Below are 23,466 nucleotides of genomic sequence, written 5' to 3' on the forward strand. Positions count from 1 at the left end.
CTGCGCGTCCTTACCCGAACAGAATCTTGGACAGGCGGCGGCGGGTTGCGACCACCCACGGGTCTTCCAGCCCGACGGCTTCGAAGATCTGCAGCAGCTTGGTCCGTGCCGCGCCCTCGTTCCATTCGCGGTCGACTTCGAACATCGCAAGAAGTTCGTCGGCTGCGGTATCACGATCACCTGCGGCGAAAGCGGCCTCGGCATAGGCAAAGCGCGCGTCCATATCGCCGCCCGCAGCCTTGTCGCGCAGCGCCGCCAGCTCACTGTCGTCGACCTTGTTGGCCGCCAGCTCCAGCGCAGCCTTGACCCGCTCGATGGCCGGGTCCTTCGCCACATCCTCCGGCATGTCGGCCAGCATGGCTTGCGCTTCCTCGCTGTGACCCATGGCGATCAGTGCGCGCAGATTGCCCGACATCGCCGCGGCATTGGTCGGCGCGAATTCGATCACCTGCTGGAAGATGCCCGCCGCACGCTCGTTGTCGCCGCCGGCCAGCACTTCTTCGCCCATGGCAACGAACTGCTCGATTTCTTCGGGCGAGGGGCCTTGCGTTGCGCCCTCGGTGCCTTCGGCTCCCGGCTGGATTGGCAGCTGGGCGAGGATCTGGTCGAGCATCTGCTTGAGCTGCGATTCGGTCCGGGCGTTGGTCAGATCGGCCACCGGCTGGCCCTGGAACATGGCGTAGACTGTCGGGATCGAGCGGACCTGGAACTGCGCTGCGATGAACTGTTCCTCGTCGACATTGATCTTGGCCAGCACCACGCCCTTGTCGGCATATTCGGCCGCGACCTTTTCCAGTGTCGGGGCCAGCGCCTTGCACGGGCCGCACCATTCGGCCCAGAAATCGAGCACCACCAGCCTGGTCATCGAGGGTTCGACCACATCCTTGCGGAACCGGTCGACGGCCTTCTGTTCTTCGATGCTGAGACCCATGCTGGCCAAGAATCTTCCCCTTTGGTTCGGCGCGCCATCCACTTTGGGCGCGACTCGCTGCCTGCGCAATGTGGGCCTTCAGCCGCATTTGTGAAGGGCGAAGCGGTGGTGTGCGAAGAATCGAATTTTCCCCTTGCCGGGGCGCGAGGTCGCTGCTAACCGCGCGCTTCCCCGGCGATGGAAGGCTTTTAAGCCGCATCGCGGAACGTCAGTGAGCGGGCGTAGCTCAGGGGTAGAGCACAACCTTGCCAAGGTTGGGGTCGGGCGTTCGAATCGCCTCGCCCGCTCCATTTCCAGCAGACAAGACATTCGTCTCCCAGCGATCTCGTTTCATCGAGATTTCGCTTGCGTCGGCGCGAGCGGGGTGCTTTTGCGCCCCCAGGAAATGTAACGGTGTAACATTACGCATCGTACGATGTTCATCCCCCGGCCCACGAGGCAATCAAACAGAATTGAAAGAGATCGCGCCCATGACACGTACCGCCCCGCTTTCCCGCCTTGCGGTGTCCACGCTCGCCTTCGCCACGGCCATCGCCTCGCAACCCGTGCTGGCGCAGGACGCACAGCAGCCCGAAAGTGTCCGTTCGCAGCCGGATGATGACCTGCATACACGCCGGGGCGACGATGGCGAGATGATCGTCGTGACCGCTGCAGGACTGACCCAACTCGACGTGCTGGCGGGCACATCGGTGGTCGAAGGGTTCGAGCTGCAACGCTCGATCGAAGCCAACATCGGCGAAAGCCTGGTCAAGCTGCCCGGCGTCACCGCCAGCGGATTTGCCCCCGGTGCCTCGCGCCCGGTGCTGCGCGGCTTCTCGGGGGATCGTGTCCGTGTGCTGGTCGACGGGCTCGGAGCAATCGACGCGTCCAACACCTCGGTCGACCATGCGGTGACCATTGATCCGCTCACCGCCGAACGGATCGAGGTGCTGCGCGGTCCCGCTGTGCTGCTCTATGGCAGCCAGGCCATCGGCGGGGCGGTCAATGTCATCGACAAGCGGATCCCGCGCCGGATGCCGGAAGAAGACATCCATATCGACGGGCTGGTCCGCGCCGACACCGCGCTCGATGCGCGCGAGGGCGGGCTGTCGGTCGATTTTCCGCTCGGCTCGATGTTCGCCCTCCACGCCAGCGGCTCGTACCGCACCACCAACGACATGGAGATCCCGGATTTCGCTGTCGCGCCTGACTTGCGCGCCGACCTGTTGGCCGATGCCGACGAGGAAGAGGCCGAAGGCGAATTCGACGAGGCGGACGAACTGCGCGAAGCCGCCAACCAGCGCGGCACGGTGCCGGGCACCGCGACAGAGACGTGGACCGCCAATGCCGGGCTGACCTTGTTCGCCGGTGAGAGCAATCTTGGCTTTGCCGTCGGCTGGTACGACAGCTTCTACGGCATTCCGATCCGGCCCGGTGCGGGCCATCACCATGGTGAGGAAGGCGAAGCCGGAGCGGCTGACGAAGAGGGCGAGGAATCGGTCTCGATCGGCCTCAAGCAGTTCCGTGCCGACTTGCGCGGCTCGCTCGATCTGGGCGAAGGCTTTTTCGGCGAACTCGCCACGCGGGCGGGCTTCAGCGATTACACCCACACCGAATTCGAAGGCGATGAAGTCGGCACCGTGTTCGATGTCCAGGGCCTCGAAGCCCGCGCGGAATTGATCCAGAACCGCAAGGGCGGCTGGGGTGGGTCGACCGGAATCCAGTACTATACCCGCGACTTCGACGCCTTCGGGGCAGAAGCCTATGTGCCCAAGAACGTCACCAACCAGTTCTCGGTATTTACCCTGCAGGAATTCGAAACCGGTCCGGTGCAATTCGAGCTAGCCGGTCGGTTCGAGACCAGCGATGTCCGCGCGCCCACGCTCGGTATTACCCGCAGCTTCGATACCCTGTCGGGCGCGATCGGAATCGCCCACGAGACCGAAGATGGCCTGCGCTTCGGCCTCAACGGGAGCCGTGCCGAACGTGCGCCGAGCGCCGAAGAGCTGTTCTCCAACGGCCCGCATATCGCGACCCAGGCGTTTGAAGTCGGCGACGTTACGCTAGGCAAGGAAAGCGCGTGGGGCGTCGAAGCTTTCGTCCGCGGTCGCCTCGGCCCCGCCACGATCAGTGTGGCCGCTTTCAAGAACTGGTTCGATGACTACATCTATCTCAGCGAAACCGGCCTTGAGGAAGACGAGCTGCCGGTGTTCGAATATCTGCAGGCCGATGCCACCTATTGGGGGCTGGAAGGCGAAGTCGAGTTCCCGCTCATCGACACCGGTCCGCTACGCCTCACCGCCGATCTGCGTGGGGAGTATGTGCAGGCCGAACTGGCCGACGGCACGCCGCTGCCGCGCATTCCCCCGCTCAGCCTGATGGGCGCGCTGGAGGCAGACTTCGAAGCCTTCAATGTGCGCGGCGAAGTCGAATGGTTCGACGGTCAGGACAAGACCGCCCCGTTCGAAAGCGCGACCGAGGGCTTTACCCTGGTCAACGCCTCGATCGCCTGGCGGCCCTTGCGCGGCAACAACAACGTCACTCTGCTGCTGAAGGCCGAGAATCTGTTCGACGTCGACGCCCGGCGCCACGCCAGCTTCACCAAGGAATTCGTGCCGCTGACCGGACGCAATATCCAGGCCAGCGCACGCTTCAGCTTCTAGGCGAATGGACTAGTCTTCGACCTCGAAGCTGATCTCCGCATTGGCTTCGAGGCGTTTGACGAGGTCCTCGCCGAGGAACGCACCGGGCGTGCCGACGCCGCCCGCTGCCTTGCAGTCGAGCAAGGCCATGCCGGTCTCGGCCAGCATCCGGCTGGTCGAGCCGTAGCCGGGATCGTACTTGCCCTTGACGCCGAGGCGCAGTTCCTCATCCCCGTGCCCGGTCTTGCCGATGAACAGCACGTCGTAAAAGCCGTCTTCGCGCTGCTGCCTGGTCGGGCCTTCGCCCGGCTTGGGCGGCTTGGCGCCGAAGGGGTTCTTGAGCATTTCGGTCACGGCGTTGGCCGCAGCCTTGCCCGCCTCGCCCGGACTGGTCAGCATCATCTCGTCGTATTTGAAGTTCTCGCCATAGGGGTGGCCGAGCAGGAAATTGGTGCGGTGGACGTTCTTGGTGTTGATCGTCGCCATGATGAAGGGCGCGGCCCATTTGCCGGTGTCTTCGTCGAATTCCGGGATCAGGCCTGTGGGCTGGTTCGGCCCTTCGAAGCCCGGCGTGAGGCCGAACGGGCTGGAGAGGATCGGGATCAGCTTGGGATTCTTGGCGACGGCCTTGACCGTGGCGGTGAGGCTGGCTGCGGTTCCGCCCGAAAAGGTCCCGGCCATGGCACGCACGCGGCCCTTCACGCGGCTGCACGGGCGGCCGAACTTTTCCTGCGAGGCCTTCTGCAGCATCAGCACGCCCAAGTCGAAGGGGATCGAATCGAACCCGCTGGAGAAGCAGATGCGCGCGCCGCTGGTCTTGGCCGCTTCGTGATGCTGGTCGATCTTTTCGCGCATCCAGCCCGGCTCGCCGCACAGGTCGGCATAGTCGGTGCCGGTGGCGACGCAGGCCGCGACCAGCTCGTCGCCATAGAGCTGGTACGGGCCCACTGTGGTCAGCACCACCCTGGTGCGCTTGCACATGGCGGTGAGGCTGTCGGGGTCCGAGGCGTCGGCGACCACCAGCGGGGTGGAGGTGGGCGCACCGATCTCGTCGCGCACTTCCTCCAGCTTGGAAAGACTGCGGCCGGCCATGGCCCACTTCGGCGCGTCCGCACGGTCGCCGTAGTGACGGACGAAATGCTCGGCCACCAGGCGCCCGGTGTAGCCGGTTGCACCATAGACGATGATATCGAATTCGCGGTCAGACATAAGCCATCCTCTCTCCGTCACCCCCGCGAAAGCGGGGGTCCCGCTGTTCTTCAGGGATGCTCTCAAACCAAGCGGGACCCCGGATCAAGTCCGGGGTGACGTGTTTGGTAATGGGTTTTCCCGCAGCGGGAGTCAAAGCGTTCCCATGTCAGAACCGGAATTGCCGGCTGGCAAGGTCGTACATGATCTCTTCCGAGCCGCCGCCGATCGCCATCACCCGCACTTCGCGATAGATCCGCTCGACCCGCCCGCCGCGCATGAAGCTGGCGCCGCCCATGATCTGGCACGCCTCGCGGGCACAATATTCCATCGTGTGGGTCGCCTGCACCTTGAGCAGGGCGAAGTCGCCGGGGAAGGCGCAGCCGGTCTTCACCGTCCAGGCAGCATGGTCGATCATTGCCTGCGTCGCCTGGATCATCTGCAGCATGCGGGCGAGCTTGTGGCGGATCGCCTGCCGCGTCACCAGCGGCCGCCCGAAGGTCTCGCGCTGGCGCGCCCAGTCGAGTGCGTCTTCGTAGCAGAGCCGCGAATAGGCCGCCGCCTGCTGTGCCATGCCGAGCCGCTCGCCGTTGAAATTGCGCATGATCCCGCCGAAGCCCTGGTTCTCGGGACCGATGAGGTTGCCCACCGGCACTTCGACCGCATCGAAGTGGATCGTCGCCGTGTCCGACGCATGCCAGCCCATCTTGGCCAGCGGGGTGCGGGTCACGCCGGGCCGGTCCATTTCGACCAGCAGCAGCGACACCCCGCCCATGCCTTCGCCCCCTGTGCGCACCGCCAGCGTGATGTAGTCGGCGCGCATCCCGCTGGTGATGTATGTCTTCTCGCCGGTAACGACATAATGGTCGCCGCGCCGCTCTGCTTTGGTGCGAAGCTGGGCCACGTCGGACCCACCGCCCGGCTCGGTGATGCCGAGGCAGATGATCTTCTCGCCGCTGAGCACTTGCGGAGCGATCCGCTGCTGCATTTCGGGGCTGCCCATGGCGATGATCGGCGGCAGGCCGATGCCATGGGTCAGCAGCGAGGCGGGGATGCCACCAGCACCCGGCCGGCACATTTCCTCCGACTGGACCAGCGAATGGAAGACGTCGAAGCCGCCCTCTTCGATCGTTCCGCTGCCGCCGAGATGCTCGGGATAGCCGAGGCCGATCACACCTGCCTCGGCGGCCCTGCGGTGCAACTCGCGTGGTAATTCGCCCGCCGCTTCCCATTCGGCGACATGCGGCATGATCTCGCGGGCGACGAAGCTCCGCACGCTCTGGCAAACCGCCTCGTGCGTTTCGTCGTAATGCGGCGAGCGGGCGCGCCATTGGTCGAACAGCGGGGTTTCAGCCATCGATCGCTCCCATGGGTATGCGCGGCAGCACGCCCGACTGGCTCGAGATCGCCAGTAGCCGCCCGTCCTCGGCGTAGTGCCTCGCCGAGCCATGGACCACGCCGCGAGAGTAGGCCGCGAACTCGGTGACCGACAGCACCCAGCCTGGCTCGCAGCCCTGCACGAACCGCAACATAGCATCGAGGCTCGACGATCCCGGCCCGCGCGATCCGGGGTGGGCACCGAGGAAGAAGTCGGAGATGATTGCCAGCCATCCCGCATCCACGGCGAAGCCGGCGCGGCTACGGGTCCAGATCGCCTGCATGCCGCGCGCCGTGTCTTCGGCGGCGATGCGATAGTCCATCTGGTCGAGCAAGCCGCCCGGCGCGACCGGGTAGGTGTGGGCGCGCTCGGCGCTGGCATCCGGGCCGGGCACCTCGGGCATTGCGGCGAACAGCGTCTGTTCAGCTGGCTCGCGCGCGCCCAGCGCCGCACTGGCGCGATGGGTGGGGCGGCCGTTGACGCTGGCATGGGCGGCGTATTGCGCCACTGCCCGCCCGCCGCCGCACTGCTTGCAAGCTATGTCGAGCTGTTCGGCGTGCTGGGTCGGGCTGAGGAATTGCACATGCGCGAATTGCAGCGGCAGTTCGCTGTCCAGTTCCATCGCATCGATCAGCGCGCCGAGCGCGACCCCGCCCATGATATGCGGCGCGCCTTCCGGCCCGACGGTGGCAGCAGGCATCACGGGCAAGAGGTAGCGTCCCTTTCCCTCCCCCGGCACACAGCGCCAGAACGGGATCTTCCAAGTGCTCACTACCCCGGTGCCTAAAGCCTGGGGAGCGTAACGCCGCGCTGACCCATGTACTTGCCCGCGCGGTCGGCATAGGTGACTTCGGGCCGTTCGTTGCCTTGCAGGAACAGGAACTGGCACGCGCCTTCGTTGGCGTAGATCTTGGCCGGTAGCGGCGTGGTGTTGCTGAACTCCAGCGTCACATGGCCTTCCCAGCCCGGCTCGAGCGGGGTGACATTGACGATGATCCCGCAGCGGGCATAGGTGCTCTTGCCCAGACAGATTACCAGTACATCCTCGGGGATGCGGAAGTATTCCACCGTCCGCGCCAGCGCGAAGCTGTTGGGGGGGATGATGCAGACATCGGTCTCGCGGTCGACGAAGCTGTTGCTGGCGAAATCCTTGGGATCGACCACCGCGCTGTCGACATTGGTGAAGATCTTGAACTCGGGCGCCACCCGCGCGTCATAGCCGAAGCTGGACAGCCCGTAGGAAATGCACCCCTCGCGCCGCTGCGCCTCGACGAAGGGCTCGATCATCCCTTCGTTCAGCGCCTTGTCGCGAATCCATTTGTCGGAGAGGATAGCCATGGCGGCACGATTCCCGAGTGTCGCGTGTGCGGCAAGCGCGCGGGGGAAATATCCCCCTATTTGATTTGCTTCGCCCCCAGGCTCGGATTGAGCCCGGTCACATGGTTGAGCCACTTCTTGGGCCGTCGCAGCATGTCCTTGGGATAGCTGACCTTGAGCCCGACCAGCTCCGCCATCTTGCCGACGAAATGGATGCAGTTGCGTGTTTCGAGGTCGTAATACTTGCCCGGCGCATCGCGCCAGGCGGCGACCTCCTGCTTGATCCGGATATATTGCGCGTCGCTGATGGTCACGGTGAAGTGGCGGTTGGTCTTGGGGATGGTCTTGGGTTTCTCCGAGATCACCGTGTGTCGCACCGGGCCGTTGAGGATCGCGGGCGTGGTCTTGAGCGCGGAAAAGCCGTAGTTTTCGTTGACCGCAGTTCCATTGGCGAGCGTCCCTTCGAGCACGATGAAGGCGTGGGGATAGCGCCCGAACAGCACCGATCCGTCGAAGGAATGGAAGTGCATTTTCACTTCTGCCATGGCCGCAGGCGACCAGGCGAGCGCAAGAAAGGCGACGAGAAGCTTGAGATAACGGCCCATGGGTGGGCGTTCTAACGGGGGAATCGGAGGAAGGTAACCCCCGATTCCCGTGTCTTGCTATCCTGCAAGCAGCGTCGCGTTGCCGCCTGCCGCTGTCGTGTCGATGCACACCACCCGCTCGGTGGCGAAACGGGCGACATAGTGCGGGCCGCCGGCCTTGGGCCCGGTGCCCGACAGGCCCTCGCCGCCGAACGGCTGGCTTTCCACCACCGCCCCGATCTGGTTGCGGTTGACATAGAAATTGCCGACCCGCGCCCGCGCCTCGACGAAGCGGCGGGTCGCCTCGATCCGGCTGTGCAGGCCCAGCGTCAGGCCGTAGCCGGTGGCGTTGATGTCCTCGATCACCTGCTCCAGCTGGTCGGCGCGGAAGCGCGCGACGTGGAGGATCGGACCGAAGTTCTCGCGCCTTAAGTCGAGGATCGAGCCGATTTCCATGATCGTCGGGGCGACGAAGCAGCCGTGCGCCGCGCTGCGCGGCAGCTTGCGCCGCCACAGCGTGTGCCCGGCCTTCTTGCGCCGGGCGACATGGCGTTCGAGCGCGGCGCGCGCGTCGGGATCGATCACCGGGCCGACATCGGTCCTGAATTCCGCCGGATCGCCGATCTCCAGCGCTTCGAACGCGCCGCGGATCATCTCCAGCATGCCGTCGTAGACGTCGTCCTGGATATAGAGCATGCGCTGTGCCGAACAGCGCTGCCCCGCGCTCTGGAAGGCGCTGGCGACGACATCGCGCGCGACCTGTTCGGGCAGGGCCGAGCTGTCGACGATCATCGCATTCTGCCCGCCGGTTTCGGCAATGAAGGTCGCGATCGGCCCTTCGCGCGCCGCGAGTGTGCGGTTGATGGCGCGCGCCGTCTCGGTCGAGCCGGTAAAGGCGACCCCGGCAAGGCGCGGGTCCGAGGTGATCATCTGGCCGACGTCGCCGGCGCCGGGGAGAAGCTGGAACACTTCCTCGGGGATGCCTGCGTCGTGACACAGCTTCACGGCCAGCGCAGCGATCAGCGGGGTCTGCTCGGCCGGCTTGGCGACCACCGTATTGCCGGCGGCGATGGCGGCAGCGGCCGGCCCGATGAAGATCGCCAGCGGGAAATTCCACGGGCTGATCGTGGCGAAGACGCCGCGGCCCGCCAGATGCAGCCGGTTCTCCTCACCGGTCGGGCCGGGCAGGATGGTGGGGGCGACGAACTGGCGGCGCGCCTCGACCGCGTAGTAGCGCAGGAAATCCACCGCCTCGCGCACTTCGAGTACGCCGTCGAGCACGGTCTTGCCTGCCTCGCGGCGGCACAGGCTGAGGAATTCGTCGGTGTGCGCTTCGAACAGGTCGGCGGCTTCCTCGAGCAGCAGCGCGCGCTTCTCGCCGCCCAGCGCATTCCAGCCCGGCTGGATGCGTTCGGCACGGGTGATCGCGTCGCGCACCTCCTCCTCGGTCGAATCGCGCCGGGTACCGACTTCGTGGCCCAAGTCCTGCGGGGCGTTGATCGGGGCTTCCTCGCCCGCCTGCGCGGCCGGGAACGTCGGCCCGGCGTACCAGTGCCGCTCCTCCAGCGCCTCGAGCCGGGCGAGCAGCGGTTCGCGCACCAGCGGGTCGGCGAGGTCGACGCCGGCACTGTTCTTGCGGCCGGGGAAGATGTCTGCGGGCAGGGCGATGTCAGGGTTGCGGCGCGGCTCCAGCGCAGCGAGTTCCGCCACCGGATCGCCGGCCAGCTCGACCGCGGGCACTTCGGCATCGGCCATGCGGTTGACGAAGCTGCTGTTGGCGCCGTTCTCCAGCAGGCGGCGGACGAGATAGGCCAGCAGGTCCTTGTGCACGCCGACGGGCGCATAGATGCGCACGCGCGTCTTGCGGTTGCCTTCGCTGGCAGCGAGCGCCTCGTACAGTTCCTCGCCCATGCCATGCAGGCGCTGGAACTCGAAATCGGGACCTTGTTGGCCAACCGCTTCGCTGTTCGAGGCCATGGTGCCGGCCAGCGCCTTGATCGCCCCCACCGTATAGGCATTGTGCGTGGCAAAAGCCGGATAGATGGAATTCTGCGCCTCGAGCAGCTTGGCCGCGCAGGCGAGATAGCTGACATCGGTCGCGACCTTGCGGGTGAAGACCGGGAAATCCTTGTAACCGCCGACCTGGCTCAGCTTGATCTCGCTGTCCCAGTACGCGCCCTTGACCAGCCGCACCATCAGGCGGCGATTTTGGCGGCGGGCCAGCTTGATGACCCAGTCGCACAGCGGGGCGGCGCGCTTCTGGTAGGCCTGGATGACGATACCGAAGCCTTCCCAATTGCTCCCATCATCTTTGGCGAACAGCGCGTCATCGGCCACCAGTTGCTCGATGATGTCGAGCGAGATTTCCAGCCGCTCGGCCTCCTCGGCGTCGATGTTGAAATGCATGTTGGCGGCGCGGGCCTGCATGGCGAGATCGCGCAGCATCGGCACCAGCGCGGCGACTGCCGCCTCCTGGTGGAACACGTCGTATTTGGGATAGAGCGCCGAGAGCTTGACCGAAATGCCCGGGCTCGAGAGCATCGAGCCGTCGCTTTCCCGGGCCAGCCGGGCAATCGCGGCGGCGTAGGACTGGCGATAGCGTTCGGCATCGGCGAAGGTCATCGCCGCCTCGCCCAGCATGTCGAAGCTGTGGGTCAGCCCCTTGGCCCGCTCCGGCCGGGCGCGCTTCAATGCCTCGTCGATGGTGCGGCCATAGACGAACTGCCCGCCGAGAATCTTCATCGCCTGCAGCGTGGCCTTGCGGATCACCGGCTCGCCGAGCCGGTTGATGGTGCGCTTGAGCGTCTTGCCCATGCCGCGCTGGTGCTGCTCGGGTCGCTCCAGCACTTCGCCGGTCAGCATCAGCGAGAAGGTCGCCGCATTGACGAAGGTCGAGCTGCTCTCGCCCAGATGCTCGCCCCAGTCGATATCGCCCAGCTTGTCGCGGATCAGCGCGTCGGCGGTGGCGTGGTCGGGCACGCGCAGCAGCGCTTCGGCGAGGCACATCAGCGCGATGCCTTCCTCGGTCGCGAGGCCATAGGTGTGGAGGAAGGCGTCGATCCCGCTCGCCTTGCGGCTGCGCGCGTCCTCGATCAGGCGGACGGCCAGCGCTTGCGCCGCGCCATGCACGCTTTGCGCGGGGGCCGCTTGTTTCAGCCGTTCGGCAACGCAGGCCTCCTCTTCCATACGATAGGCCTGGCGCAGGGCGGTGCGGTCGAGCGGGGTGAATTCTGGCATGGTTGTGGTCATCTCTCGGTGTGGCGAGTCACGGATATTGGCCGCCCGTGGACCCGAAAACAGGCGCGATCAAGGGGCCTCGCATTGGTGCAAAGGAGCCGCTATCGCTGCCGCAACAAATGAACATGCGCGGGGGAAAGAACGCGATGGATATTGCGAAGCCCGGACCGGACGGCGAGGCCTGATGGCGCAGCTGGCGGGGACGCATTTCTGCACCGCGCACGAGGTGCTGCGCGATGGGTCGGTCGCGCTGGCCTGTTCGGACGATGTCGCGGCATGGCCCTGGCTGGCGCTCGACCCGCACCATCCGATCGTGGTGCAGACGATAAACTTTTGGGCCTCGGTCGAGGCGGGACTGGCCAAGCGAAACTGGGCCGATGGCCAGTGGACCGCGCTGACCGAGATGGAATGGCAGTGCGGCGCGCCCGGCTGCGGCCATGCGCATCATGGCCTGGCGGATTATTACGAGGATGGGGGCAAGCAGCGCTTTCGCATCACCCTTTTCGATAAGGCCGGACGGCTGGTTTATCGCATGAGCGGCGCGGGCGTGGTCTTCCGCACCCGCAACTTTGAAGGCTGGCGAGCGGAGGCGAAAGCAGCGGCGGGCAGGGAGCCCGCGTCCTTCGTGTTCGCAGCAGACCAAGCCATCCACGCACCTGTGGCAGGCGGCAGTTTCCTTAACGCCGATGATCCGGGGCTCGCGCTGGTTACGCCCGAAAATGGCCTCCCGCCCGGCCACCCATATATGAGTGGCTCCGGCGACCACGTGAACGCGACCCACCTGGCCGAAGCGGTGCGGCAATTTGCCGCACTGGCGCTGGGCAAGCGCGCGACCCTGCCGAGCGGCGGGGAGATGCATTTCCGGCGTTATGTCGAGCTTGGCGTGCCGTTCGAGATTGCGGTGAGTGAGGGTGAGGCCTTCATTCTGTCGCAAAACCACAAGCCTTGTTGCCTGGTACGCTTCGACTACGCCTGACGCTACTTACCGACTCTTCGGCTTTCCCTTGAATGGCGGCTTGCCGCCCCCGGGACCCTTGCGATGGGGCTTGGGCTTTACCCGCGGACGCTCGCCGCCTGGGCCTCGTTCCGTCCCGCCCGGACCACGCGCATTGTCGCGGCGTTGCGGCGGACCCCTTCTGTCATCACGGCGACCATCGCGTGGCTCTTCACGCCTGTTGTCGCGTGCGGCATCGCGTGGGGCTTCGTTGGAGGGCTCGATCAGGATCTTCTCCTGATCGTCTTCGCTTCCGGCGGTGCGCTCGACGGCGGCAGCGAATTTGCCCGCAACGGTTCGCGGTATCTGGAAGAAGGTCTCGTTGGCGGCGATGCGGATCGCGCCGATTTCGTTGCGGGTGATGTGCCCGCGGCGGCACAGCAGCGGCAGGATCCAGCGCGGATCGGCGTTGCGGCGGCGGCCGATGTCCATCCGGAACCAGACCGTGTCCTCGAAACCGGGGCGATGGCGCTCTTGCTGCGCGGCGCGGCGAGCTTCCGGCGTGTTGGCGAGCAGGTCTTCCGGCTCAGGCAGCTTGGCCCGGTGCGACGCCACCAGCATGGCGGCAATGTCCTCGGGGCTCTTCTCGGCGAGCAACCGCTCGGCCAGCTCGCGGTCACCTTCGTCGATCTCGACCGGCTGGAGCAGCACGTCGAGCAGCCGCTCGCGGTCCCTGGCCTTGATCGACTCGCGGTCGGGCGCGTCGGTCCATTCGGCCTCGATCTTCGCCCGGCGCAGCATCTCCTCGACCCGGCGGCGGCGCGAGAACGGGACGATCAGCACGGCGGTGCCCTTCTTGCCCGCACGACCGGTGCGGCCCGACCGGTGCTGCAGGGTCTCCGCATCGCGCGGGATCTCGACATGGACCACGAGGCTCAGCGTCGGCAGGTCGATCCCGCGTGCGGCAACGTCGGTCGCTACGCAGACCCGGGCACGGCGATCACGCAGCGCTTGCAGCGCCTGGTTGCGTTCCTGCTGCGAATGCTCGCCAGACAGGGCCACGACGGCGAAGCCGCGCTCCTGCAAGGTGGCGTGCAAGTGACGGACATTGTCGCGCGTGGCGCAGAACAGGATTGCCGTCTCGGCCTCGTGGTAGCGCAGAAGATTGACCACCGCGTTCTCGATCTCGGGCGGGGAGACAGTCACCGCCTGATAGGCGATGTCGCCATGCCCGCGCTGGTCGCCCAGCGTCGCGATCCGCAGCGCGTCGCGCTGGTACCGCCGCGCCAGCGCTTCGATCGGCTTGGGCATGGTGGCAGAGAACAGCAGCGTGCGGCGGCTGTCGGGCGTTGCGTCGAGGATTTCCTCGAGCTCCTCGCGAAAGCCCATGTCGAGCATCTCGTCGGCTTCGTCGAGCACCACGGCGGCGAGCGCCGACAGGTCGAGCGCCCCGCGCTCCAGATGGTCGCGCAGGCGCCCTGGTGTGCCTACCACGATGGTTGCCCCGCCGCGGAGCACCTGGCGCTCCTTGGTCGGGTTCATGCCGCCGACGCAGGTGGCGATGCGCGCGCCTGCGGCCTGGTAGAGCCAGGCAAGCTCGCGGCTGACCTGCAAGGCCAGTTCGCGCGTGGGGGCGATGACCAGCGCCAGCGGCCCGGCGGCGAAGCGCAGCTTGCCGGCTTCGTCGAGCAGCTCGCTCGCCATGGCGAGTCCGAAGGCGACGGTCTTGCCGGACCCGGTCTGGGCCGAGACGACCAGATCTCGCCCCGCCGCTTCGGGTTCGAGCACGGCGGCCTGCACCGGCGTGGCCTCGGCATAGCCACGCTGCGCCAGCGCGTCGCGCAGGCTGGCAGGAAGATTGGTGAAAATCATGATCGGATCTCGCAAGGGTCAGCCGCGGCGCAGCCAAGACGTCAGGTGCAGCGACGCGGCGGTGGGGTGCCCGCAGGCAAGTCCGACACTGTCGAAAAAATTTGGTGCGGTCGAGAAGACTCGAACTTCCACGGGCTTTCGCCCACAACGACCTCAACGTTGCGCGTCTACCAGTTCCGCCACGACCGCACACAGTCAGGGCTGCCCAAATGCCGGCCCCGGGGTGGTAGGAGCGCGCCCCTAGCAGCGAGTCCGCAGGGCTGCAAGCGGGTTTGAGCTAAATCCGCGCGGTGGTTCGATCAGCTCGGGCTCCAGCCGATGCGGGCGCGGCGGGTGCGCTTGGGCACTTCGTTGGTGGCTTCGTTGATCGTTACCGATTCCCCCGGAGCGAGGGTCGCCACCGGCGGCTTCACCTCGAAGCGCCACACGCGGGTATCGTTGGCGTCATAAAGCGCCACCAGCACATTGGGCACGCGGCGGGTCTCCCGCCCGATATTGGTGATGGTTCCGCTGATCGCAAACAGGATGCTGCCGTCGGACATCACCCGGCGATCCTGCTTGCCGGCAGGAAAATCGAGCCGCAGGTCGGGCTGGTCGACACCGAAGGTCGGCTTGCTGACCGGCAGCCAGTCCGGCGTGCCGTAATAGGATATCGCGGCGATGGTTCCTGCTGCCACCAGCGCAAATAGCGCGGCAATGGCGGTCCAGATCTTTAGCGGGTTACGGCGGGCCCGGAACGGCGGCTCGTAGTCGAACTGCGAATAGTCGTCTTCCTGATCGGGCACGGGAGGGGGAGGCGGGGTCGCTTCCCCAACGGGCGGTGGACCTTCGAACACGCCTGCCGGTCCAGGATCGGCCACGGGCGGCGGTGGCACAGCCTCGTCGACCTTGTCCTGTTGCGGACGCGGCGTCGGCGCGGGCGCATCCTCGACCCGTGGTTCGGGGCGCGGCGGGGGAGGCGGCGGTGGCGGTGGCGGTGGCGGTGGTGGAGATGGTGCTGGCGGCGTGGCCCCCACCTGCGTCCCGGTCAGCTCCGGCTCGGGCCCGTCCTGGAACCAGCTGTGCTTGCACTTGGCGCAGCGCACGGTGCGCCCGTCGACACCTATGGCGCTGTCGGGCACCACATAGCGGGTGGAGCAGGCGGGGCAGGCGATGATCATCCGGGTACTGCCTTACGCTTCATGGCGAATCGCTGGCAAGGGCGCCTGCGGTGGATGCAATTGCGCTTGGCGCTTTTTTCCACATGGAAGCCTTGCTACAGGCCCTTGCGACGATGCCCGTTGCCACCTTGACCCATTTCCGAAAGGCCGAACGATGAGCGAAGGCGACGAAGAAGTCGTGACCTTCGACAATGTCGGCCTGCGTTACGGCACCGGCAAGGAGATCCTCAGCGACATCAGCTTCACCTTGTGGCCGGGCAGTTTCTACTTCCTCACCGGGGCGAGCGGCGCGGGCAAGACCTCGCTGCTCAAGCTGCTGTATCTCGCCCAGCGCCCTTCACGCGGGGTGATCCGCATGTTCGGCACCGATGTCATCACTCTGCCGCGCGCGCGCCTGCCCAATTACCGGCGGCGGCTGGGGGTGGTGTTCCAGGACTTTCGGCTGGTCCCGCACCTGTCGGCCTATGACAATATCGCGCTGCCGCTGCGCGTCTCGGGCGTGCCCGAGGCGGAACTGGCCAAGCCGGTCACGGACATGCTCGAATGGGTTGGCCTGGCCCACCGTGCCGAGGCCCGCCCGGCGACGCTCTCCGGCGGCGAGCAGCAGCGCGTCGCCATTGCCCGCGCGGTGATCGGGCGGCCCGACGTGCTGGTCGCCGACGAGCCGACCGGCAACGTCGATCCCGACATGGCGGTCAAGCTGCTGCGGCTGTTCGAAGCGCTCAACAGGCTCGGTACCACCGTGGTGGTGGCGACTCACGACCTTCACCTGCTGCAAAAGGTGCCGCAATCGATGATCATGCGGCTCGACAAGGGCCGGCTGTCCGATCCCACCGGCATGTTGCGCAATCCGCCGCGCAGGCCAGCGGGCATGAAAGGGTTCCCGTGAGCAGCGTCCCGCCGAATACCAAGGGCAAGCTGGGCCGCGGGCTGGTGCCGTTCCGCGGCGACCGTGCAAGTCAGCTGTTGCCTCAGGGCAGCCTTGCCGGCCCGGTGCCGTGGGTCATCGCGATGATGGTTGCGCTGACGGTGGTGGCAACGGCGGCGGGCCTGGCGCTCACCAACCTCGCTGCCGGAGCGCGATCGGAGCTGTCGGGCGGAGCGACCGTGCAAGTGGTGCAGGCCGACCCCGAAGAACGCGAACGACAGGCGGCTCGCATCGAAGAAGTGCTGGCCGGCTTTGCCGATGTGGCGACGATCCGGCAGGTGCCGCAAAGCGAGCTCGAACAGTTGCTCGAACCCTGGCTCGGCGCCGGGGTGGACCGCGAGGCAGTGCCGATCCCGGCGCTGATCGACGTGCGCCTGCGCGAGGAGGCAACGCCCGCCAGACTTCGGCGGATGCGGGCCGCTATCATGCAAGTCGCTCCGGATGCGCGGATCGATGCCCAGTCGACCTGGCTGCGGCCGGTGTTCTCCGCCATCACCTCGCTGCAATGGCTCGCCATCGCTCTCGTGGTATTGCTGGCAGGAACGAGCACGGCGGCGGTGTTCCTCGCGGCGCGCAGTGCGCTCGGGAGCAACCGCGATACCATCGAGATTGTCCACCTGCTGGGCGGCACCGATGTCCAGATCGCCCGCGTGTTCCAGCGCACGGTCGCGTTCGATGCCACGCTGGGGGGCGCGGTCGGGCTGGTGCTGGGTATAGCGGCAGTCCTGTTCCTGGGGCAGCAGTTCGCGGCGCTCGATAGCGGCATGGTCACTGGCGGCGGGCTGCGCTGGTATGACTGGCTGGCGATTGCCGCGGTGCCCGTCGTTACCGTGGCGTTGGCCATGGTAACGGCACGGCTGACGGTCGTTGCAGCCCTAAGGAAGATGCTGTGATCTGGCGCGCGTTATTGCTGGTGCTGGTCAGCTGGGCGATCGGCTTCATGTGGTTTGCGGTGAGCCTGCCGCAGCCGCTGGCGGACAAGACCACCGATGCCGTTATCGTGCCGACCGGCGGGGCGGGACGGATTGCGCATGGTCTCGAGATCCTCGAAGCAAAGCAGGCGCGGCTGATGCTGGTCACTGGCGTCGATCCCGACGTCAAGCCGGCCGAATTCGCCGCCGAGTTCGACGTCTCGATGCAGCAGATGCAATGCTGCGTTGTGCTGGGCTACATTGCCGAGGACACGCGCGGCAATGCGCAGGAAACCGCCGACTGGGTGGCGACCAACAAGATCAAGTCGCTGCGCCTGGTCACTTCCGACTGGCACATGCGGCGCGCGGCCGGGGAACTGCGCAGCAAGCTGCCGACCAATATCGCCGTGGTCGAGGATGCGGTGGCGACCCAGCCGACGCTGTTCACCCTGTTCCTCGAATACAACAAGCTGATCGCCAGCTGGTTTTCGCGATGACCATGCTGCGCAGTGCCCTGTTCTATCCGGTCTATTATGCCGGCAGCGCGGTCTATGTGATCCTGGCGCTGCTGGCCTTCCTGGTCGACCGCAAGCTGTTCCGCCGCGCGGTCAAGGGCTGGGCGGGCTATCACCGCGATTGCCTGCGGGTGATCGTCGGCATCCGCATCGCCATCGAGGGAGAGCAGCACGATGGCCCGGCGCTCTATGCGATCAAGCATGAGAGCTTCTTCGAGGCACTCGATGCGCCGCAGATGTTCAGCTTCCCGGTGGTCTTCGCCAAGAAGGAGCTGTTCAGCATTCCGGTGTGGGGCTTCTTGGCGCAGAGATACGGGCTGGTGCCCGTCGCACGTAACGAAGGCGCGAAGGCCTTGCTCAGGATCATGCGCGAGGCCCGCCGCAAGGCCGACGAGGGCCGTCCGCTGGTGATTTTCCCCGAAGGGACCCGCGTGCCGCATGGCACCCATGGCAAGCTGCAATCCGGCTTTTCGGGCATCTACAAGATGGTCGGCCTGCCGGTGGTGCCCGTCGCGGTAGACAGCGGCCCGCTGTATCACAGCTGGGTCAAGCGGCCGGGGACCATCACTTACAGGTTCGGCGAACCGATCCCGCCGGGACTGCCTCGCAACGAGGTTGAGCGGCGGACGGAGGTGGCAATAAACGCGCTCAATGCGGCCTAATGATTCCGCCCGAAGTCGGGCTTGGCGTCGTCCTGACCCTCGTCGATGATCGAGCGGCGGATGGCGCGGGTGCGGGTGAAGAGGTCATGCAGCGTCTCGCCGTCGCCTGAGCGGATCGCGCGCTGGAGCGCGGTGAGGTCCTCGGTAAACCGGTCCAGCATCTCCAGCACGGCGTCGCGGTTGCTCAGAAACACGTCGCGCCACATCACCGGATCGCTGGCGGCGATGCGGGTGAAGTCGCGGAAGCCCCCGGCGGAGTACTTGATTACCTCGCTGCGGGTCACGCCTTCCATGTCCGACGCGGTGCCGACGATAGTGTAGGCAATCAGGTGCGGGATATGGCTGGTCACGGCGAGCACGATGTCGTGATGCTCGGCATCCATGATTTCGACCTTCGCGCCAAGTGCCTGCCATAGCCCGGTCAGGCGCTCGATTGCTTCGTCCGGTGCGCCTTCGGGCGGGGTAAGGATGCACCAGCGGCCTTCGAACAGTGTCGAGAAGCCTGCGTCCGGTCCGCTCTGCTCGGTCCCGGCAACAGGGTGCGCGGGGATATTGATGTGATCGGGCAGCGCCTCGGCCAGCGCCTTCTGGACCGAACGCTTGGACGAGCCGACATCGCTGACGATCGCTTGCGGGGGAAGGGCGGGGGCGAGTTCGCGTGCCGCCTCGCCCATGGCGCCGACGGGGACGCACAGCACGACAAGATCGGCCTGCGCGACGGCTTCGGCGGCGCTGTCGTACACTGTGCCGACCAGCCCGCGCTCGGCGGCGCGCTGGCGGGTCGCAGGGTCGCGGTCGTAGCCGGTGGTTTCGACTTGCGGCAGGCGCTCGCGCAGCGCCAGGCCGAGTGATCCGCCGAGCAGACCGAGCCCGATGATGGCGACCCGCTGAAAACTCACTGCGCCGCCTCCGCAGCGCTCGCGATTGTGCTGGCGATCGCGTCCATGTCAGCAGTCGTGCCGATCGTGATGCGCAAACCGTGGGGCAGGCCCTGTCCGGGCAAGTGGCGAACGGCGTAGCCCGCGTCAGCCAGCGCTTCGAGCGCGGCGGCGGCCGTCAGCGCGCCTTCGAACAGCACCAGCACGAAATTGGCCTTGCTTGGCAGCGGACGGATGCCGTGGTTGCCCAGCGCGGCCATGGCATCGCTGAAGCGCGCCAGTTCGCGGGCGTTGTGGTCTCGGGTGGCGGTGATGAAAGACTGGTCGCCCAGACCCGCCAAGGCCGCCGCCTGCCCGGCGTTGGTCACGTTGAACGGCCCGCGGATGCGGTTGAGCGCATCGATCAGGTGCGGCGCGCCGGTTGCCCAGCCAATCCGCTCGCCCGCGAGGCCATAGGCCTTGGAGAAAGTGCGGGTGACGAGCACGTTCTCATGCGCCGCCGCCAATTCAAACCCGCCGTCATCCTCCTCGGGCGCGAGATATTCGGCATAGGCCTGGTCGAGCACCAGCAACACGTCGGCGGAAAGGCCCGCATGCAGCCGCGCGATCTCGGCGCGGGGCAGGAAGCTGCCGGTCGGATTGTTGGGGTTGGCGACGAACACCACCCGGGTCCGCTCGCTCACCGCCGCCAGCAGCGCATCGACATCGGTGGCATAGTCGCTGTCGGGCGCCTCGACGGGCGTCGCGCCGCAGCGGCGCGCGGCAATGTCATAGACCGCGAAGCTGAAGCGGCTGAACAGCACGTCGTCGCCGGGACCCGCGAAAGCCTGCGCGGCGAGGTTGAGCAGCTCGTCCGAACCGGTACCGCAGACCACGCGTTCGGCATCGAGGCCGTGGACTTCCGCTATCTTGCCGCGCAGCGCTCGCGAGTCCGGATCGGGGTAGCGCGCAGGGCCGGCATTGGCGGCCAGCGCCTCCAGCGCGATAGGCGAGCAACCCAGCGGATTCTCGTTGGCGGACAGCTTGACGAGCTCGTGCCCGCCCTTGCCGGTGGACTTTCCGGGCACATATGCGTGGATGCCAGCGATCCAGGGCTTGATGGTGGGGCGGCTTGTCATTGTGCGCGCCTCCTAGAGCAACGCGTTGACACGGCAAAAAAGAAAATACAGCCCCCTTCGGCTGTTTCCTTTCAGCAAACGCTCTGGGCAGGCTTGGACAAGCTCAGGGCGAACGGCTAGGGGCAATTTCCAATATCCGTTCGGGCTGAGCCTGTCGAAGCCCTGTCCTTCCTTCAGGTAACTCTCGAGTGTCCAATCCGCACCAAACCCTCGCGCTGCCCCAGCCGCTGCCGCTCGACAGCGGGCAGTTGCTCGAGCGTGTCGAGATCGCCTATGAGACCTATGGCGAACTGGCGGCGGACAGGTCCAATGCCATCCTCGTCTGCCACGCGCTGACGGGTGACCAGTATCTTGCCAGCACCCATCCGGTTACCGGCAAGCCGGGCTGGTGGGAGCGGATGGTCGGGCCGGGCCTGCCGATCGATACGGATCGCTATCACGTTATCTGCGCCAATGTGATCGGCAGCTGCATGGGCTCGACCGGGCCTGCCAGCCTCGCGCCCGACGGCCAGCCCTATGGCATGCGCTTTCCGGTCATCACCATTCGCGACATGGTGCGCGGCCTCATGGGATTGCTCGACGGTTTGGGGATCGAGCAGCTGCATGCCGTGGTCGGCGGGTCGATGGGCGGGATGCAGGCCTTGAGCCTCGCCGCCAATTTCCCGGATCGCGCCGCGCGCGTGCTGGCCATCGCCACCACCGCGCGGCATTCGGCGCAGAACATCGCCTTCCACGAGGTCGGGCGGCAGGCGATCATGGCCGATCCCAACTGGCGCGAAGGAGACTACTACACCGACGGCAAGGCACCGGACGCCGGCCTCGCCGTGGCGCGGATGGCGGCGCATATCACCTATCTCAGCGAGGAAGGGCTGACCGAAAAGTTCGGGCGGCGCTTGCAGGATCGTGACGCCAAGACCTTCGGCTTCGACGCCGATTTCCAGGTCGAAAGCTATTTGCGCTACCAGGGCAGCGGCTTCACCCGCCGGTTCGATGCCAACAGCTACCTCTATATCACCCGCGCGATGGACTATTTCGATATCGCCGAGGAGCATGCCAAAAGCGGGAACGAGGGAAAGCTCGCCGATGCCTTTGCCGGCACCAAGGCGCGCTTCTGCCTCGTCAGTTTCGACAGCGACTGGCTCTATCCGACGGCGGAAAGCCGCCACGTAGTCCACGCGCTGAACGCTGCGGGCGCGTCGGTCAGTTTCGTGGAGCTCAGCGCGCCTTTCGGCCACGACAGCTTCCTGCTCGATGTCCCGGCGCTTGACCGGGTTGTAAAGGGCTTCCTCGATGGCTGACGGCCTGCGCCCGGACCTGCGTACCATTCTCGAGCGGATCGAACCCGGCAGCCGTGCGCTCGATGTCGGCTGCGGCGACGGGGTGCTGATGGCGGCGCTGCGCGACAGCAAGCAGGTCGACGCGCGCGGGATCGAGATCAATGCGGAATGCGTCGAGCGCTGCGTCGGGCAAGGTCTCAGCGTGGTCCAGGGCGACGCCGACCGCGATCTGGCTTTCTATCCCGACGGTGCCTTCGACTACGCCATCCTCAGCCAGACGCTACAGACCGCCGCGCGGCCTGACCATATGCTGGCCGAACTGCTGCGGGTCGGCCGCCGCGCCTTCGTCAGCTTCCCCAATTTCGCCTATTGGCGGATGCGCTGGGCGCTGGTGAGCCGCGGTCGTATGCCGGTAACGCGCCACTTGCCCGTCAGCTGGTACGAGACGGCGAACATCCACCATGTGACGGTGAAGGACTTCGAGGAACTCGCCGCCAGCCTCGGCATACGGATCGAGAACCGCTGGTTCTTTACCCAGGAACGCGAAGTGTCGGGCGGCGGTGCCAACTGGCGCGCGGAGTATGCGCTGTTCGAGGTTAGTCGCTAGGCTCTTAGTCGCTCCGCATGCCACTTCACATGCTCGGCCATGAAGGTCGAGATGAAGTAGTAGGAGTGGTCGTACCCCTCCTGTAGCCGGATAGTCGGTTCCATCCCCGCCCTAGCGCAAGCCATGGCGAGCAGGCCGGGGCGTAGCTGTTCTTCGAGGAAGGTGTCGGCGGTCCCCTGGTCCACCAGCAAATGATCGTGCCGGGCGCCGGCTTCGATCAGCGCGACGGCGTCATATTCGCGCCATGCCGCACGGTCCTCGCCCAGATAGCGGCCCAGCGCCTTCTCGCCCCACGGCACCTGGCCCGGCGCGACGATGGGCGCAAAGGCGCTGATCGAGCGGAAGCGGTCGGGGTTGCGCAAGCCGATGGTCAAGGCCCCATGGCCGCCCATGGAGTGCCCGGTGATCGACTGGCGCGCCATGTCGAGCGGGAAATGTCCGGCGACAAGTTGGGGCAGCTCGCGCTCGATGTAGCTGCGCATGCGGTAATGCTTTGCCCAGGGCTCCTGCGTCGCATCGACATAGAAGCCTGCCCCCTTGCCGAAATCATATTCGTCCTCGGCATCGGGCACATCGTCGCCGCGCGGGCTCGTGTCGGGCGCGATGAAGGCCACGCGGTGCTGCGCGCAGGCGGCGCGGAATTCACCCTTCTCGGTGACGTTGGCGTGAGTGCAGGTGAGGCCCGAAAGATACCACAGCACCGGCAAGGTTTCGCCTTCGGCATGGGAGGGGAGGAAGACCGAGAAGGTCATTTCCGTGCCGGTTTCCGTCGATTGGTGCGAATAGACGCCCTGCATCCCGCCGTGGCTGCGGGTCTGGCTGATGGTTTCGAGGGTCATGCGGCGTCCTTTGTCGGGATAGGGGCGATCACCGGCGCATGGCCCCAATGCCGCAGCAGGCGCAAGATATCAGCGCCCGAAAGCCCCACTGTCGCGGTGTTGCGCAGTGGGTGGACATTGACCAGCTCCGCCGCCACCAGCCCGGCGTCGAGCACCACGGTGACGCTGCCGTGCGCGGCATTGATCATGGCGAGGGGAGTAACGGAACCGGGCGCGAGGCCGATCAGGCGTAACATGTCCTCGGCATTGCCGAAGCTCACCCGCTTGCAGCCGATGGCCTCGGGCAGGCGCTTCAGATCGACTCGGATATCGGCGGGCACGGTCACGAGCCAGTAGGCGCCGCCCGCATCCTTCAGGAACAGGTTCTTGGTGTGCTCACCGGGAAGATGCGCCTTGATGTCCGCGCTTTCCTCGACGGTAAAGACCGCCGGGTGTTCATACACCCGGTGCGGGATCGAATGCGCGGCGAGGTCCACCATCAGGCCCTGCTCGCCGCGCATCTTCAAATG

Annotated in this window: 21 protein-coding genes and 2 tRNA genes; 9 read left to right on the plus strand and 14 right to left on the minus strand. The window is 66.3% G+C overall.

Features of this window, described 5'->3' with window-relative positions; all coding sequences use genetic code 11:
• Positions 1-10 precede the first annotated feature (10 nt).
• On the minus strand, positions 11-931 hold the full coding sequence (locus LY632_RS04105) for a tetratricopeptide repeat protein (RefSeq protein WP_234092539.1): 921 nt from the start codon (positions 929-931) through the stop codon (positions 11-13).
• A 215-nt stretch (positions 932-1,146) separates the two neighbouring features.
• On the opposite strand from LY632_RS04105, the gene LY632_RS04110 reads away from it, so the two are divergent.
• Positions 1,147-1,221, plus strand: a tRNA-Gly gene (locus LY632_RS04110).
• Between the two features lie 180 nt (positions 1,222-1,401).
• Entirely contained in the window at positions 1,402-3,573 is a 2,172-nt protein-coding gene (locus tag LY632_RS04115) for a TonB-dependent receptor (protein ID WP_234092540.1), read from the plus strand.
• A gap of 9 nt (positions 3,574-3,582) precedes the next feature.
• Here LY632_RS04115 and LY632_RS04120 read toward each other — a convergent pair whose 3' ends face one another.
• From LY632_RS04120 to putA, 6 genes are all read right to left on the minus strand, one after another.
• A complete protein-coding gene (locus LY632_RS04120; RefSeq protein ID WP_234092541.1) occupies positions 3,583-4,761 on the minus strand; it encodes a trans-acting enoyl reductase family protein in 1,179 nt (392 codons plus the stop codon).
• Positions 4,762-4,909: 148 nt separating this feature from the next.
• The gene (locus LY632_RS04125; protein ID WP_234092542.1) at positions 4,910-6,097 is read right to left on the minus strand and encodes an acyl-CoA dehydrogenase family protein; all 1,188 of its coding nucleotides are present in this window, start codon (positions 6,095-6,097) and stop codon (positions 4,910-4,912) included.
• Entirely contained in the window at positions 6,090-6,890 is an 801-nt protein-coding gene (locus LY632_RS04130; RefSeq protein ID WP_234092543.1) for an acyl-CoA thioesterase II, read from the minus strand. The genes LY632_RS04125 and LY632_RS04130 overlap by 8 nt, the downstream gene beginning before the upstream one ends.
• An 11-nt stretch (positions 6,891-6,901) precedes the next feature.
• Positions 6,902-7,456, minus strand: coding sequence for a dCTP deaminase (gene dcd, locus LY632_RS04135; protein WP_234092544.1), 555 nt, complete (start codon positions 7,454-7,456; stop codon positions 6,902-6,904).
• A 56-nt stretch (positions 7,457-7,512) separates the two neighbouring features.
• Positions 7,513-8,040 (minus strand): hypothetical protein, encoded by a 528-nt coding sequence (locus LY632_RS04140; RefSeq protein ID WP_234092545.1) that lies wholly within the window; start codon positions 8,038-8,040, stop codon positions 7,513-7,515.
• A 57-nt stretch (positions 8,041-8,097) separates the two neighbouring features.
• Positions 8,098-11,268, minus strand: coding sequence for a bifunctional proline dehydrogenase/L-glutamate gamma-semialdehyde dehydrogenase PutA (putA, locus tag LY632_RS04145; RefSeq protein ID WP_234092546.1), 3,171 nt, complete (start codon positions 11,266-11,268; stop codon positions 8,098-8,100).
• Between the two features lie 172 nt (positions 11,269-11,440).
• Here putA and LY632_RS04150 point away from each other — a divergent pair, with 172 nt between their 5' ends.
• Complete coding sequence (locus LY632_RS04150) at positions 11,441-12,232, plus strand: hypothetical protein (protein ID WP_234092547.1); 792 nt, start codon at positions 11,441-11,443, stop codon at positions 12,230-12,232.
• A gap of 6 nt (positions 12,233-12,238) precedes the next feature.
• Here LY632_RS04150 and LY632_RS04155 read toward each other — a convergent pair whose 3' ends face one another.
• The 3 genes from LY632_RS04155 to LY632_RS04165 all read right to left on the minus strand — a co-directional run bounded on the left by LY632_RS04155 (position 12,239) and on the right by LY632_RS04165 (position 15,222).
• Positions 12,239-14,062, minus strand: coding sequence for a DEAD/DEAH box helicase (locus LY632_RS04155; RefSeq protein WP_234092548.1), 1,824 nt, complete (start codon positions 14,060-14,062; stop codon positions 12,239-12,241).
• A 102-nt stretch (positions 14,063-14,164) separates the two neighbouring features.
• A tRNA-Leu gene (locus LY632_RS04160) sits at positions 14,165-14,251 on the minus strand.
• Between the two features lie 110 nt (positions 14,252-14,361).
• Complete coding sequence (locus LY632_RS04165) at positions 14,362-15,222, minus strand: MJ0042-type zinc finger domain-containing protein (protein ID WP_234092549.1); 861 nt, start codon at positions 15,220-15,222, stop codon at positions 14,362-14,364.
• A gap of 154 nt (positions 15,223-15,376) precedes the next feature.
• Between LY632_RS04165 and ftsE the strand changes: the two genes are divergently transcribed.
• Genes ftsE through LY632_RS04185 form a run of 4 tightly spaced genes read left to right on the plus strand, consistent with a single transcriptional unit; the run spans position 15,377 to position 18,238 of the window.
• Positions 15,377-16,111: a cell division ATP-binding protein FtsE gene (gene ftsE / locus LY632_RS04170; RefSeq protein WP_234092550.1), complete on the plus strand. Its 735-nt coding sequence runs from the start codon at positions 15,377-15,379 to the stop codon at positions 16,109-16,111.
• Positions 16,108-17,043 (plus strand): ABC transporter permease, encoded by a 936-nt coding sequence (locus tag LY632_RS04175; protein ID WP_234092551.1) that lies wholly within the window; start codon positions 16,108-16,110, stop codon positions 17,041-17,043. Before ftsE ends, LY632_RS04175 begins: the two co-directional genes overlap by 4 nt.
• On the plus strand, positions 17,040-17,558 hold the full coding sequence (locus LY632_RS04180) for a YdcF family protein (RefSeq protein WP_234092552.1): 519 nt from the start codon (positions 17,040-17,042) through the stop codon (positions 17,556-17,558). Before LY632_RS04175 ends, LY632_RS04180 begins: the two co-directional genes overlap by 4 nt.
• Positions 17,555-18,238 carry a 1-acyl-sn-glycerol-3-phosphate acyltransferase gene (locus LY632_RS04185; protein WP_234092553.1) on the plus strand — a complete coding sequence of 228 codons (684 nt, stop codon included), beginning with the start codon at positions 17,555-17,557 and terminating at the stop codon, positions 18,236-18,238. The genes LY632_RS04180 and LY632_RS04185 overlap by 4 nt, the downstream gene beginning before the upstream one ends.
• Here LY632_RS04185 and LY632_RS04190 read toward each other — a convergent pair.
• Both LY632_RS04190 and hisC read right to left on the minus strand, forming a co-directional pair.
• Entirely contained in the window at positions 18,235-19,137 is a 903-nt protein-coding gene (locus LY632_RS04190; RefSeq protein ID WP_234092554.1) for a prephenate/arogenate dehydrogenase family protein, read from the minus strand. The two genes, LY632_RS04185 and LY632_RS04190, sit on opposite strands and share 4 nt — an antisense overlap.
• A complete protein-coding gene (gene hisC / locus LY632_RS04195; protein ID WP_234092555.1) occupies positions 19,134-20,234 on the minus strand; it encodes a histidinol-phosphate transaminase in 1,101 nt (366 codons plus the stop codon). The genes LY632_RS04190 and hisC overlap by 4 nt, the downstream gene beginning before the upstream one ends.
• 188 nt (positions 20,235-20,422) lie before the next feature.
• Here hisC and LY632_RS04200 point away from each other — a divergent pair, with 188 nt between their 5' ends.
• Together LY632_RS04200 and metW are read left to right on the plus strand one after the other, a co-directional pair.
• The gene (locus LY632_RS04200; RefSeq protein WP_234092556.1) at positions 20,423-21,532 is read left to right on the plus strand and encodes a homoserine O-acetyltransferase; all 1,110 of its coding nucleotides are present in this window, start codon (positions 20,423-20,425) and stop codon (positions 21,530-21,532) included.
• A complete protein-coding gene (metW, locus tag LY632_RS04205; protein WP_234092557.1) occupies positions 21,525-22,118 on the plus strand; it encodes a methionine biosynthesis protein MetW in 594 nt (197 codons plus the stop codon). Before LY632_RS04200 ends, metW begins: the two co-directional genes overlap by 8 nt.
• Here the strand turns inward: metW and fghA are convergent.
• The gene (fghA, locus tag LY632_RS04210) at positions 22,115-22,957 is read right to left on the minus strand and encodes an S-formylglutathione hydrolase (RefSeq protein WP_234092558.1); all 843 of its coding nucleotides are present in this window, start codon (positions 22,955-22,957) and stop codon (positions 22,115-22,117) included. The genes metW and fghA overlap by 4 nt on opposite strands.
• Positions 22,954-23,457 (minus strand): prolyl-tRNA synthetase associated domain-containing protein, encoded by a 504-nt coding sequence (locus LY632_RS04215; protein ID WP_234093325.1) that lies wholly within the window; start codon positions 23,455-23,457, stop codon positions 22,954-22,956. Before LY632_RS04215 ends, fghA begins: the two co-directional genes overlap by 4 nt.
• Positions 23,458-23,466: the final 9 nt, after the last annotated feature.

This window comes from Erythrobacter sp. SDW2 (assembly GCF_021431965.1).
In the GTDB taxonomy this organism is placed as follows: domain Bacteria; phylum Pseudomonadota; class Alphaproteobacteria; order Sphingomonadales; family Sphingomonadaceae; genus Parerythrobacter.

Bases quoted from the DNA above. Each gene is read 5' to 3' on its own strand.
- ftsE (WP_234092550.1), top strand. From the start codon at position 15,377: ATGAGCGAAGGCGACGAAGAAGTCGTGACCTTCGACAATGTCGGCCTG.
- putA (WP_234092546.1), bottom strand. From the start codon at position 11,268: ATGACCACAACCATGCCAGAATTCACCCCGCTCGACCGCACCGCCCTG.
- dcd (WP_234092544.1), bottom strand. From the start codon at position 7,456: ATGGCTATCCTCTCCGACAAATGGATTCGCGACAAGGCGCTGAACGAA.
- LY632_RS04120 (WP_234092541.1), bottom strand. From the start codon at position 4,761: ATGTCTGACCGCGAATTCGATATCATCGTCTATGGTGCAACCGGCTAC.
- LY632_RS04125 (WP_234092542.1), bottom strand. From the start codon at position 6,097: ATGGCTGAAACCCCGCTGTTCGACCAATGGCGCGCCCGCTCGCCGCAT.
- LY632_RS04115 (WP_234092540.1), top strand. From the start codon at position 1,402: ATGACACGTACCGCCCCGCTTTCCCGCCTTGCGGTGTCCACGCTCGCC.
- LY632_RS04155 (WP_234092548.1), bottom strand. From the start codon at position 14,062: ATGATTTTCACCAATCTTCCTGCCAGCCTGCGCGACGCGCTGGCGCAG.
- LY632_RS04140 (WP_234092545.1), bottom strand. From the start codon at position 8,040: ATGGGCCGTTATCTCAAGCTTCTCGTCGCCTTTCTTGCGCTCGCCTGG.
- LY632_RS04165 (WP_234092549.1), bottom strand. From the start codon at position 15,222: ATGATCATCGCCTGCCCCGCCTGCTCCACCCGCTATGTGGTGCCCGAC.
- LY632_RS04150 (WP_234092547.1), top strand. From the start codon at position 11,441: ATGGCGCAGCTGGCGGGGACGCATTTCTGCACCGCGCACGAGGTGCTG.
- metW (WP_234092557.1), top strand. From the start codon at position 21,525: ATGGCTGACGGCCTGCGCCCGGACCTGCGTACCATTCTCGAGCGGATC.
- LY632_RS04215 (WP_234093325.1), bottom strand. From the start codon at position 23,457: ATGCGCGGCGAGCAGGGCCTGATGGTGGACCTCGCCGCGCATTCGATC.
- LY632_RS04185 (WP_234092553.1), top strand. From the start codon at position 17,555: ATGACCATGCTGCGCAGTGCCCTGTTCTATCCGGTCTATTATGCCGGC.
- fghA (WP_234092558.1), bottom strand. From the start codon at position 22,957: ATGACCCTCGAAACCATCAGCCAGACCCGCAGCCACGGCGGGATGCAG.
- hisC (WP_234092555.1), bottom strand. From the start codon at position 20,234: ATGACAAGCCGCCCCACCATCAAGCCCTGGATCGCTGGCATCCACGCA.
- LY632_RS04105 (WP_234092539.1), bottom strand. From the start codon at position 931: ATGGGTCTCAGCATCGAAGAACAGAAGGCCGTCGACCGGTTCCGCAAG.